General features: G+C 34.6%; 14 protein-coding genes. 8 read left to right on the top strand and 6 right to left on the bottom strand.

The genetic code is table 11. The annotated features are described in order from the left end of the window. On the bottom strand, positions 1-675 hold the full coding sequence (locus tag CHSO_RS00595) for a response regulator transcription factor (RefSeq protein WP_045501632.1): 675 nt from the start codon (positions 673-675) through the stop codon (positions 1-3). Positions 676-853: 178 nt separating this feature from the next. Here CHSO_RS00595 and rmuC point away from each other — a divergent pair, with 178 nt between their 5' ends. From rmuC to CHSO_RS00620, 5 genes are all read left to right on the top strand, one after another. Beyond that, complete coding sequence (gene rmuC / locus CHSO_RS00600) at positions 854-2341, top strand: DNA recombination protein RmuC (protein WP_045501634.1); 1488 nt, start codon at positions 854-856, stop codon at positions 2339-2341. Between the two features lie 13 nt (positions 2342-2354). Continuing rightward, positions 2355-2777, top strand: a complete 423-nt coding sequence (locus CHSO_RS00605; protein ID WP_045491213.1) for a hypothetical protein — start codon at positions 2355-2357, stop codon at positions 2775-2777. Between the two features lie 30 nt (positions 2778-2807). Beyond that, positions 2808-3647 (top strand): LytTR family DNA-binding domain-containing protein, encoded by an 840-nt coding sequence (locus CHSO_RS24815; RefSeq protein ID WP_052480449.1) that lies wholly within the window; start codon positions 2808-2810, stop codon positions 3645-3647. Positions 3648-3737: 90 nt separating this feature from the next. Then, a complete protein-coding gene (locus tag CHSO_RS00615; RefSeq protein ID WP_045491215.1) occupies positions 3738-4517 on the top strand; it encodes a CPBP family intramembrane glutamic endopeptidase in 780 nt (259 codons plus the stop codon). A 32-nt stretch (positions 4518-4549) separates the two neighbouring features. Continuing rightward, positions 4550-5317 (top strand): TrmH family RNA methyltransferase, encoded by a 768-nt coding sequence (locus tag CHSO_RS00620; protein ID WP_045491219.1) that lies wholly within the window; start codon positions 4550-4552, stop codon positions 5315-5317. 179 nt (positions 5318-5496) lie between these two features. On the opposite strand, the gene CHSO_RS00625 is transcribed toward CHSO_RS00620, so the two are convergent. Continuing rightward, positions 5497-5838, bottom strand: coding sequence for a hypothetical protein (locus tag CHSO_RS00625; protein WP_045491222.1), 342 nt, complete (start codon positions 5836-5838; stop codon positions 5497-5499). A 182-nt stretch (positions 5839-6020) separates the two neighbouring features. On the opposite strand from CHSO_RS00625, the gene CHSO_RS00630 reads away from it, so the two are divergent. Further along, positions 6021-7196: a hypothetical protein gene (locus tag CHSO_RS00630; RefSeq protein WP_045491225.1), complete on the top strand. Its 1176-nt coding sequence runs from the start codon at positions 6021-6023 to the stop codon at positions 7194-7196. Next, positions 7180-7758 carry a hypothetical protein gene (locus CHSO_RS00635; protein ID WP_045491227.1) on the top strand — a complete coding sequence of 193 codons (579 nt, stop codon included), beginning with the start codon at positions 7180-7182 and terminating at the stop codon, positions 7756-7758. The genes CHSO_RS00630 and CHSO_RS00635 overlap by 17 nt, the downstream gene beginning before the upstream one ends. On the opposite strand, the gene CHSO_RS00640 is transcribed toward CHSO_RS00635, so the two are convergent. Both CHSO_RS00640 and CHSO_RS00645 read right to left on the bottom strand, forming a co-directional pair. Next, positions 7707-8282, bottom strand: coding sequence for a 5-formyltetrahydrofolate cyclo-ligase (locus CHSO_RS00640; RefSeq protein WP_045491230.1), 576 nt, complete (start codon positions 8280-8282; stop codon positions 7707-7709). The two genes, CHSO_RS00635 and CHSO_RS00640, sit on opposite strands and share 52 nt — an antisense overlap. A 39-nt stretch (positions 8283-8321) precedes the next feature. Further along, the gene (locus CHSO_RS00645) at positions 8322-9692 is read right to left on the bottom strand and encodes a rhodanese-related sulfurtransferase (RefSeq protein WP_045491232.1); all 1371 of its coding nucleotides are present in this window, start codon (positions 9690-9692) and stop codon (positions 8322-8324) included. 349 nt (positions 9693-10041) lie between these two features. Here CHSO_RS00645 and CHSO_RS00650 point away from each other — a divergent pair, with 349 nt between their 5' ends. Continuing rightward, entirely contained in the window at positions 10042-11571 is a 1530-nt protein-coding gene (locus tag CHSO_RS00650) for a trypsin-like peptidase domain-containing protein (RefSeq protein ID WP_045501638.1), read from the top strand. A 72-nt stretch (positions 11572-11643) separates the two neighbouring features. On the opposite strand, the gene CHSO_RS00655 is transcribed toward CHSO_RS00650, so the two are convergent. Both CHSO_RS00655 and CHSO_RS00660 read right to left on the bottom strand, forming a co-directional pair. Further along, complete coding sequence (locus CHSO_RS00655; protein WP_045491234.1) at positions 11644-12099, bottom strand: hypothetical protein; 456 nt, start codon at positions 12097-12099, stop codon at positions 11644-11646. Next, positions 12099-12479, bottom strand: coding sequence for a RidA family protein (locus tag CHSO_RS00660; protein ID WP_045491236.1), 381 nt, complete (start codon positions 12477-12479; stop codon positions 12099-12101). The genes CHSO_RS00655 and CHSO_RS00660 overlap by 1 nt, the downstream gene beginning before the upstream one ends. Between the last annotated feature and the right edge of the window lie 4 nt (positions 12480-12483).

The following is a 12483-nucleotide window of genomic DNA, read 5'->3' on the forward strand; positions in this document are numbered from 1 at the left end:
CTAATCTCTAATTAAATACCCTGTACCTTTTACAGTATGAATAATTTTCTGTTCAGATTCATCAATCTTGTTACGAACATAGGAAATATATACATCCACTACATTCGTTGAACTGTCAAAATCTATTCCCCAGACGTTATGTAAAATCTGGGTTCTGCTCAGCACTTTATTTTTATTCTCCATCAGGAAAGTAAAAAGCTTGTATTCAGTAGGAGAAAATTCAATCTCCTTCTCATTTTGAGTAACCTTATGAAGATCCGTATCAATTGTAATATTGCCACAAGAGAGCTGTTGATCTTCTTTCTGATAGCTTAATTTATTTCTTCTTGTTAATGCTTTAATTCTTGAAATCAGTTCTTCAAAATGAAAGGGTTTGGATAAATAATCATCCGCGCCAAGGTCCAGCATTTTAATTTTATCATCCGGACTGTTCAGTGCACTCAGAACTAAAATTGGAGTATAATTTCCTTTAAACCTTATAATCTGTGTAAGCTGCATTCCATCCAATCCCGGAAGCATAATATCCATTAGTATAATATCAAAATCATAGCTATGAAGAATTTCTCTGGCTTTTTCACCCGAATCTGCAAGCGTCATCGTATAGCCGGCTTCAGAAAGTCCTTTTAACAGGAAACTGCTAATTCTCTGATCGTCCTCTACCAATAAGATATTCATAATGTTTCTGAAATTTCCCATAAATATAGGGATTCTGGTTGAAGAAAGGAAGTTTGAAGAAGGAAGCAGTATTTTTCAAGATATTAAGAAAATAATTGATTATCATTTGAAACTCCTTCCGGAAATTCAATACTCAGCATTAACTTCCAGCCTTTTTTCCTAATTTTGAAGAATGGAGATGACCTATTTAATTATTGGATGTATTGTTGGTGGAGCCTTGGGAGCCATTATTTTATATTTTGCCTTGAAATCGTCTACGGTTTCAAGAAGTACTTTTGATGAATTAAACTTCTTACATATTAAAAACAAATCTGATCTTGAAAATTCAAACACAAAAGTTCAGGAACTGAGTCAGCATCTCAATAAAGAAAAGGAACTCAATATACAGCAGCAAGATCTTTTGAACGACCTGAAGAATGAATTTGCCAAGCTTTCTGCACAACATTCTTCACTGAACAATCAATTTCAGGATCAAAGACAATTGTCTTTAAAACAGGATTTCCAGATTGAGACCCTTATTGCCGAAAAACAGGATTTTTTTGCTAAAAATGCTGAACTTTCTGCTCAGAATGAAAGTCTTCAAAAATCACTCAACACTCAAAAAGAAGAGATCACGAAAATACAGGAGGAATCCAAACTCCAATTTGAAAATCTTGCCAATAAGATATTAGAAGAGAAAACCGAAAAGTTCACGACTTTAAATCAGAATAACCTGAAAAATATCCTTGAGCCTTTCCAAGAGAAAATTACTGATTTAAAAAACAGAGTGAATGAAGCTTATGAAAAGGAAAATAAAGAGCGATTCTCTCTTGCTGAAAAAGTAAAAGAACTTGCCGAGCTCAACCAACAGATTTCCGAAGATGCAAAAAAACTAACCAGAGCTTTGAAGGGTGAAAGTAAAACCCAGGGAAATTGGGGGGAGATGATCCTTGAAAGCATTCTTGAAAAATCAGGACTGGTAAAAGGCAGAGAATATTTCCTGGAACATGAACTTCGTGATGAAGACAACAAAGCTCTTTTCTCTGAATTTTCGGGTAAAAAAATGCGCCCGGATGCTGTGATAAAATATCCCGATGAGAGAAATGTCATCGTTGATTCCAAAGTTTCTCTTACGGCTTTCACAGAATTGGTGGATGAAACCGACCAAGAGATTTATACCATGAAACTTAATCAACATTTAAGTTCCATCAAAAACCATATTATTCAGCTTAGCCAAAAAGCGTATGATGATTATGGGAAATCTCTGGATTTTGTGATGATGTTCATTCCTAGTGAACCGGCTTATATTGCCGCTATGCAGGCAGATCAAAATCTTTGGAACTATGCTTATGAAAGAAGAATTCTGTTATTAAATCCAAGCAACCTAATCACTTCCTTAAAACTGATTGCCGATCTATGGAAACGTGAATACCAAAACAAAAATGCCCTGGAAATCGCAGAAAGAGGAGCCAGATTGTATGATAAATTTGTAGGATTTGTGGATAACCTTGAAAAAGTAGGACGTAATCTTGACCTTGCTAAGAATGTTTATAATGATGCCTACAAACAACTTTATACAGGGAATGACAACCTTGTGATTCAAACTCAAAAACTGAAATCACTGGGAATTAAAAATAAAAAGGATCTTCCTCAGAGCCTTATTGACAATAGTAATTTGATAGAATAAAAATCGAAACACCATGAAAAAATCAAATCTCATCCTGTTAATATGTCTTATTCTCTATTTAGCTTCACTTCCTTTCACAGCAGTATATGCCAAGGGTCATGAAATGAGTGGACTGGCCTGTGCATTGTTAGGTTGGGCAGAAATGAAAGGTGGCGGAATAGCCTGGATGGCTAACCCTCTGCTATTTATTGGAGTGTTCTTTCTGTTGTTAAAACAAATAAAAATATCGGCTGTTATCAGCCTTATTGCCTTTGGTCTTACTTTTTGTTATTTATCTGTTGGTGAAATTACTGTGAATGAAGCAGGGCATCAATTTCCCATAACAGGATATGGCCCAGGATATTTTCTATGGATGGCAAGCTGCTTCACACTGTTACTCGGAAATATTGTTTTGATGATTACATCAAAGAAAGTTCAGGATCAAAATCCGGGATAAATAAACGATTAATTCAATAAAGTGATTGATATGTTTTCTCTTACAGCTTCCTCATATCCCACCTCAAAATCAGTTAAGGAGATATTAATTTCTTCATTGGCAGCAGGAATTCTGGTATATCTTTTTCTGATTATCTTCCAGCCTTTTGGTACGGAAAATTTTCATCATCCTTACAAATACCTTATTCTCTTTCCATATACTATTATTTTTGGAGCTGCATTTTTTACTTCGAATCTTTGTGTCTTCCGATTCAAGGATTGGAGTATTGCATCAGAGCTCTTAAAAATAATAGGGATTCTATTTCTCGGGTCCATTCTTTCTTATTTTTATAATTCATTGTTCATAAGCCATGTAACACTTAGTTTTCAAAACTACGGGTATATGTTTCTTTATTCTCTGGCTTTAGGTATACCGATCTCCGCTATTTATATTTTGTCAAGATATATTTATTTAAAAAAAGCTCATGAGAATACTGCCAGAAATAGGGCTCCGCAACTCATTGAAACTTCTTTAAATTCAACAAAAACTAATCTTAAAATTTCAGTGAATACTACTGAATTGATAATTTCTGAAGGTGATTTCCTATGTATTCAGTCTATGGAAAATTACTGCACATTATACTACTTGGATAACTATCAGGTGAAAAAACTATGGCTCAGAATAAGTTTATCCAATATACTGACACAGGTACAAACTCCTACAATCAAAAGGTGTCATCGCTCTTATATTATCAATCTTGGAAAAGTAAAAAAAATCAAAGGAAATGCTCAAGGTTACAAATTGACTTTGCCTGATATAGATTTTGATATTCCTGTATCAAGGAGCTTTATATCCATTATCATTCCCCAACTAAAGCATCTTAAAAAATAAATGCTTGTCATTGGTCACTATTTCTTGATGTTTGTCACATTAAATTGATTTCCTTTTCGGAAAGCCACATTTTTGCTCAAAATAATTAACATGAGTAAAAACATACGCTTCTTTCTGATCTTTATCTTAGGATTCATCACCTATTATTTCTTTGACCTTTATTGTTTTAAAAGCATACAGCATTTTACCAAAGAACTGTTTCACAGTAAGGCTATAGCCCATGTATTAGCCTATTCCGTTACTATGATTCCAATAATCATTACTTTGAAAATCTTATTTCCCCAAAAGAAAATCTTAAATCTGTTTTCTTTAGATCAATCTGTTGTAAAAGGTTCTACCATAGCTTTTATTGGAACCTTCCCCATGTTGATCGGATACCTCATACATTTCAAACTCGTCAATACAATCAATTTTGAATCATTATTTATCAATACCATTTCATCGGCTTTTTTTGAAGAACTCCTATTCAGATCCTTTCTCATTGGAATATTATATAGATTCACAAGGTTGGGTTTCCTTTCATCTATTCTGTTTGGGTCATTATTATTTGCACAGGTTCATTTATATCAGAGTCAAAATACCATAGAACTTGTTGAAATATTTGCCATTACATTTTTGGGCTCTATATTTTTTACCTGGGTATATTTTGAACAGGGATTTAATATCTGGGCAGCCATCTTTCTTCATTTCTTCATGAATCTTTATTGGGAAGTATTCAATGTATCAGAGAACGCTTCCGGAAATCTATATGGAAATCTTTATAAGTTTTCATCCATAATTCTGATAATAGGTATTATTGTTTATCTTAAAAAAAAGGAGAAAAGCCCATTTCAAGTCACATGGAAAAACCTTTTTATAAAAAGCAGATAAGTACAATCATAAATTTTGCATAATTTTGCAACATGTTGATAGAAAGTTTTCAAAACGAAAAAATAAAAAACGTCACTAAGCTACTTACTGACAATAGATTCCGTAAAAAATCAAAGGTTTTTGTTGTAGAAGGGCAGCAGGAAAACGCCAGAGCCTTGCAATATGATTTTGAGCCCGTAGAATTCTTTATCTGTGAAAATATTTTTAAGGAGAAACTTCCTGAGGGAAAAATCCACTATGTAAGTGATAAAGTTTATGAAAAGATAGCTTACAGAGGTAGTTCAGAAGGGATTATCGGAGTATACCAAGCAAAAGAAACTCCGCTTTCTTCTTATGTTCCCAAAGAGAACTCTACTGTTATTATTGTTGAAGGTGTAGAAAAACCGGGTAATCTGGGGGCTATCCTAAGAAGCTGCGAAGCATTTGGGATTGATGCATTGATTGTTGCTGATGGAAAAACCGATTTTTACAATCCGAATGTTATCAGATCCAGCGTAGGATGTCTTTTCGGGATGGAAGTTTATCAGGCAGAAAATGAAGAGACCTTGGAGTTCCTTCAGAACAACAGTTTCAATATCTATACAACATTGATGGATAAAACGGCTGAAGATCTTTATAAAAGAGATTTCACGCAACGTTCTGCAGTATTATTCGGAACAGAACATTCCGGATTAAGTGATTTCTGGATCGGGAAAGGTAAAAATACATTAATTCCGATGGCCGGCAGTATAGATTCTTTGAATTTAAGTAATGCCGTAGCGATAACCTGCTATGAGTCTTTGAAACAAAAGAAAGGATAAAGACAATTTTTAATCTGACTGATTATTTCCTTACAGATCAGCATCCTTGTTTTGTTCTATAATGAGACTGCTTCACCTTCAGTTCGCAATGACAAGTTAGAGGAGAGGTTGATGATAAAGCATAAAAAAACCGTTTCACTGGGTGAAACGGTCCTTTTATTTTTAAGCTTAAGCTAAAATTATTTCTTAGCAGCGTCTTTTGCAGCATCTTTAGCAGCGTTAGCAGCTCCTTTAGCAGCATCAGCAGCACCTTTAGCAGCGTCAGCAGCACCTTTAGCAGCATCTTTAGCAACTTCAGCTCCAGCAGCAGTAGTAGCAGCAGCAGCATCTTTAGTAGCTTCTACAGCAGTAGTAGCAGCAGAATCAACAACTTTAGCAGTTGAATCAACTACAGTTGCAGCAGAATCAGCTACAGTAGCAGCAGCAGAATCAGTTGTACCTTCAGTAGCTGTAGCGTCAGTTTTTTTACAAGCAACTAGAGAGATTGCAGCGATAGCAGCTACGAATAATGACTTTTTCATAATAAATTAAATTTAATTTTGTTAATATTGTTTTATAAAATTTTCTTCTGTTCTGTTATTTGAACAAGACAAAGGTATAGCAGTTAGAAAGTTTGTTTATGAAAAATAATTGTAATACCTTTGTAAAATAGTTTTACAAAAAAACATAACTGATAATCAACAATTTAATTATTTAAAAAAAATTGACAGATTTAGATCTATTACACTTTGAACAGCTAAAAAAGGATGTCCAAGGTCAATATTTAAAAGAATATACCCCTTCACAGGATGACATATCCAAATGGAAGGGTATTGATATCATATATTTTCAGGAAGACCTGCGCAAAAAAGCGAAAGGTAACATCAGCGAAAAGTCATTTTACACCTATTTCAAAACTTCACCAGTTACTAAATTGCCAAGAATAGATATGCTCAATTTATTGAGTATTTATGCAGGATACGACTCATGGTATGAATTCAAGAAGCAGCATCTTTTTGCGGGAGAATTACTACAGGAAAATGAAAATCTGGAAGAAGAAGAGGTTAATGAATTGGAAAAAATAGTTTCTGCAGCTCCGGAACTTCCAAAAACTGAAATTCAGCCTAAAAACATTGAAATAAAACCCGCTGAAAACCCTGATTTACAAAAAACAAATACTGAAAATCAAGTAGTTAATAAAAATCAAATTACATCCAGTGAAGTTGAAATTTCAACCATTCCAGCTAAGAAAAATTTCTTAAAAAAGAATGCCTGGGCACTTATTACTTCCGTTTTAATTGCCATAACAGGTTTATTGGGATTCAAAGACGTCCTTTTTTCAAAAACCTATACTTATTGCTTTATTGATAAAGATAGAGGAACCTTTGTTATTAACACCTTAGACATTATGGTTATCAAGGAAAATGAATCTCCTTTGATGTACAAAATAAAACCTGGAGAATGCTTCTCTTATTCAACCAAGGATAAAAATCTGAAAATGAAAATCAGTGCTGCCTTTTATGAGCCACTGGAAGTAAGCAGGAATCTTGAAAATGCTCCTGAAGAAGAAAAAATTGAGCTTAAGCCTGATGATTATAAAATGGCTGCTTATTATTTCTCCAGAAAAGATATTACAGGGAACTCAGAAGAACAGGTAGCCCTTATTAAGCAGAAAAGAAATCAACTGGAGAACCTGATCAGCAACAATGCTGTTATCTACCAGGTATATGACAATAACACCTATGGTATTGAAAAAATAGACAAACAAAAGTATATCACCCTCGTTACTACTCCTACTACATCTCTGAAAAATCTGAATGTAATAGAAATGAAAAAAGACAACGGTAAGATCGTATCCATTAAATTCAAAATTGCGACTACAGATGAAAAGAATAAATAATTTTTTAATCCTCACTATACTTCTTACTTTATTTGCTGCCTGTAATAAAAAAACAGAAGCTAGCGACCTAGATAAACTACGAAACAGTAATAACACAAGAAGTTATCCGGCTGTACAAATGGATAGCATGCAGGCTATTAATTCTATTACCAAACAAAAAGTTCAGGAGCTTCTTGATCTTTCCACCCTTTATGTGAGTGGTAACAGAAATACTGAAGTAGACAGTTTTATTTATTCGCAAATTGAAAGTTATTTCCACAAACCGGATTCTCTCACCTTCAAAAGAATGTTTAAGGAACTGGACAGTATGAAAGTGAAGGCTGCAAAGGTAAATGAGCTAAGTGTTTATAAAGAATTCTATAAAAAAGACACCTTAGACTATGCTAAATTCAATGTAGAATATTTTGATGATAAGAATAAGTCTTTGGGAAGCTTTGAAAAGAATGCCCAATATATATTACTATCAACCTCCAAAATGAAAAAGGAGTTTAAATTTTACTTTTTAGATTTTTATTCGAAACCGCTTAAAAAAGACAGTATTTCTGTAGGCGTAACCAAATAGTCGAGGGGAATATCATTTTCCCAGACATCATCAATAGAATCATCGGGGTCAAAGTAATTGACTCCGATTTTTTTTGTTGCTGGAGAAATACTTTGGAAGAGTCCGTCATAGAAACCTTTTCCATATCCTACTCTATTCCCATTGCGGTCACAGTATAAAAGCGGAGTAATCACATAATGAAACTCAACCTCTCCGGAATCTTCATTAGAAACAGGTTCTGAAATCCCCCAACTGTTCATTTCAAATACACTGTCATTGAAAACCTCAATATTAATCAGTTGATTTCCTACAACTTTAGGCACATAAACGCGTATATTTTGTGCTAAAAAATACTTGATGAAGATTCGAGTATCAATCTCATTAAACTTCTCAATCGGAACGAAAATATGGATCTTCTGTCCTGCATGAGGGCTAAAGTAAGTAATGAAATTATGAAAAATTTTTTCAGATAACAAGAAAGCCTCATCGCGAGACAAGGCTTTTCTTTGTTGCATATATTTTTTTCTAAGCTCAGCTTTCAACATAACAATTATATTATTTTTACTGAACAGTTTCTTTATACATTATGCGTTTTCAGCAGGCTCAAGAATTTTATAGAGTTTATCTGACAAACGAACTCTGAACGGAATTTCAAAAGTGATCTGATCTCCCAGTTTTGCAGTTTCGCAAGGCCCTCCGTTTGCATAAATCTGAGTAATCGTAAATTCCTGATCACCAGTTGTAGGACCGGAAATTAATACTTTATCACCTACAGAAACTTCTTTATTTTCAATTAGAAACTGTCCAATTTTTGATTTTGAGAAGTAATGTTCCGCTTTTCCAACCAACACTTTTTTAACAGCTATTTTCTGACGAATGTTTTTGGTTTCAGCTTTTGCTAATGGAGTTTTAGGCAGATCACCTGAGTTTTTAAATTTCAAAGCATCAGATTTTCCTTTTCTGAATACTTTATTTCCAACTTGCAATCCCTTCCTCAATTTCAGCTGCTCTTCCAAAGGTAAATGGATAGTATCTAAACATTCCGTAGAACAGCAGTTTTCCATTGCTGCCTTACATTCATCACACTGAATAAATAACAGGTGACAGGCATCATTAGCACAATTGGTATGATTATCACAAGGTTTCCCACATTGGTGGCACTGAGAAATAATATCATCTGTGATTCTTTCTCCTAAACGGTGATCGAAAACAAAGTTCTTCCCAATAAATTTACTGTCTATCCCTTCTTCTTTAATCTGACGGGTATATTCAATAATTCCGCCTTCCAACTGGAAAACGTTTTTAAACCCTTGATGTTTGAAATATGCACTCGCTTTTTCACAACGAATACCTCCAGTACAATACATCAATAAGTTTTTATCTTCTTTGAAATCCTGTAATTGTTCGTTGATGATGGGTAAACTTTCTCTGAAGTTTTCTACATCAGGAGTAATAGCCCCTTCAAAGTGTCCTACTTCACTTTCATAGTGATTTCTAAAGTCAACTACAATAGTGTTAGGATCATCAAGCATATTATTAAATTCCTGAGCCTTTAAATGAACTCCTTTGTTGGTTACATCAAAAGTATCATCATTAAGACCGTCAGCAACAATTTTATGCCTTACTTTAATGGTCAGCTTTAAAAAGGAATGATTGTCTTGCTCTACCGCTACATTCAAACGGATTCCTTTCATAAAATCATATACTTCTAACGTATCGCGGAAAGCATCAAATTGATCTGCAGGAACACTCATCTGAGCATTAATACCTTCATGGGCAACATAAATACGGCCAAGTGCATCAAGAGCATTCCAGGCTACAAATAGGTCATCACGAAATTTTTTGGGGTCTTCAATTTTAGCGTACGCATAGAAAGATAAAGTAAGACGTTCCTTACCAGCTTCATCAATAAGTCTAGCTCTTTCTTCTGCGCTTAAGGTGTTATACAGTTGCATGCTATAAACGTTTTAAGTGAGAAAAATATTTTTGCAAAGATAAACATTTTCCAATTAATGCCTCTTCATTAGCTAAATGATAATTAACAGCTGTTGGTGACAAGCAATGAAAAATACTTTTTATATTGTACTTATTATAGCAACATTTTGTCATATTTCATTTAATTTTATTTTAAGTTTTGTTAATACCGGGCTTAACAATTATGACATAATACATAAAATGATATAATAGCCGTTAAATTTTAGTTAAAATTGAAACATAGCATGCTAATTGCTTACTTATTTAACATTAAATTTGTTTACTCAAAAACATAAAAAGAAATTAATTAATAAACAAGAAAGATATACAATGAAGAGTACTTTAAAAAAACTATTACCATTTGCAGTAGTCGGAGTTATTTCTGGGGCTACTACCGTTGGAGCTATACAATATTTCGGACACGGCTCCAATAACGGAGATCAATCATTTTTCACAACATCAGCTCCTAACACATCATTTGCAGGTATGAATACCGGAGCAGTGGGTGATGACTTTGTAAAAGCAGCTAAAACAACTGTTCCTGCTGTGGTTACCATTAAAAATTATCAAAGCAGAACAGCAAGCAGGGCTACTGAACAGGATCTATTCGATTATTTCTTCGGAGATCCGTTTGGTGGAAGAGGCCAGCAAAGACAGAAGCAACAACAGGCTCCGGACAATATGCCTTCAGGAATGGGTTCTGGAGTAATTATTTCTCCTGACGGATATATTATCTCGAATAACCACGTAGTGGCAGGTGCTAATAAACTTGAAGTGGTTCTAAGCAACAAAAAATCATATATCGCAACCTTAGTGGGAACTGACCCCAACACAGATATTTCTTTATTAAAGATTGAAGAAAAAGGGCTTCCTTACTTAAACTTTGCTAACTCTGACAATATTGATGTGGGACAATGGGTATTGGCTGTAGGAAATCCATTGGGATTAAACTCTACCGTAACAGCAGGTATTGTTTCTGCTAAAGGAAGAGGGATTGGTATTTTAGGAAGCCAGGGGAAAGCAAGTAATCCTATTGAAAGTTTTATTCAGACAGATGCTGCCATCAACCCTGGTAACTCTGGAGGAGCTTTGGTGAATACTAATGGGGAACTTATCGGGATCAACTCTGCGATCCAGTCTACAACAGGATATTACCAAGGGTACGGATTTGCCGTTCCATCCAATTTAGCAAGAAAAATTGTTGAGGATATTAAGAAGTTTGGTATCGTACAAAGAGGATTCTTAGGCGTTCAGTCTTTAGACCTTTCCAATGACCAACAGGTTCAGTCCTATAACAAACAATTCAAAACCACCATTAAGTCTGGTAGCGGAATTTATGTAACCGGATTTGGGGATAACAGTGGGGCAGAAGATGCGGGACTGAAAAAAGGAGATATCATTACAAAAATAGACAACTACGATATTACTGATTTTGCTGATCTTTCTATGTCTATCGGAAGCAAGCGTCCTGGTGATAAAGTTCAGGTAACCTATTCAAGAAATGGTAAAGAAGCAACAACCAACGTAACTTTGAGAGATCAGAAAGGGGGTACATCTACAAGAACCAAAGCAGATCTTAGCGTAACCGAAAAAATCGGAGCTGAATTTGATCCTCTTACTGAAAGATTCAAAACCGAATATGGTTTGAATAGTGGTGTAGTGACTAAAAACGTATCTGAAGGAGGTGAAATGGCCAAGATCGGAATCGTAGACAACTATATCATCATTGAAATAAATGGCAAGCCGGTAAATTCACAGAAAGACATCGAAAGCATATTGAGTAAATACCAAGGAAATGTACAGGTGAAGTTTGTGGATGACTATGGAAGAATGTACACGAAAGGATTTAAAATGCCGTAATCAACAACTAAACAATAGTTATTTTCATATCAAAGAAAAACGCTGCAAAGATTTGCAGCGTTTTTTTATTATTTATTTGGATTTATTCATTTTCTCAGCGATTCTTTTCTTCTTGTTTCGCTCATAGATCACTTCTACAATTTTACCTCCTATCCAGGAAAAAGGGAAAAAGGTAAGAAAGATTGAAATCTTATAAAATGTAGGATGATAAGGAAATATAATGACATCCAGCATTGCGATAAAAAGCATAATGAAACCGATTAGAATAGCATAGGCCACTTTAGCGTATTTAACGATGATTGCGGTTGCTACTCCACCAATGGTAGTTCCCAGTCCGGAAATAAACAAAAGAAAGCCGAAAAAGGCTTTATCGTCCTTCATACTGAAAAGAAATCTCTGCCAATGCTCAAACGGAGCAAAAGCTTCAAAAGTAACCCATTGCGGAAAAGCTCTTATACCAAGAGTGATAATAAGCCCAGTTATCCCAAGGCCTATCAATATCGCAAATGTATTTCTTATAAAGTTCATTAATCCTGATGTGCGATCATAGAAATTTCAATATCCACATTTTTAGGCAGGCAAGAAACCTGTACAGTTTCACGTGCCGGATAGCTTTCTGCATCTAAATAAGAAGCGTAAATATCGTTCATTACAGCAAAATCATCCATGCTCTTAAGAAAGATAGTTGCTTTTACAACATTTTTAAAAGTCATTCCAGCTTCTGTAAGGATTGCCTCAAGATTTTTCATTACCTGATGGGTTTCCTTTTCAATTCCTTCTACCAGTTTACCAGTTGCAGGATCTACAGGAATCTGTCCGGAGATGTATAAAACTCCGTTAGCCATATTAGCTTGTGAATAAGGACCGATAGCCGCAGGTGCATTAACTGTATTGATTATTTGTTTCATATAC

The sequence above is a fragment of the Chryseobacterium sp. StRB126 genome (assembly GCF_000829375.1).
GTDB lineage: Bacteria > Bacteroidota > Bacteroidia > Flavobacteriales > Weeksellaceae > Chryseobacterium.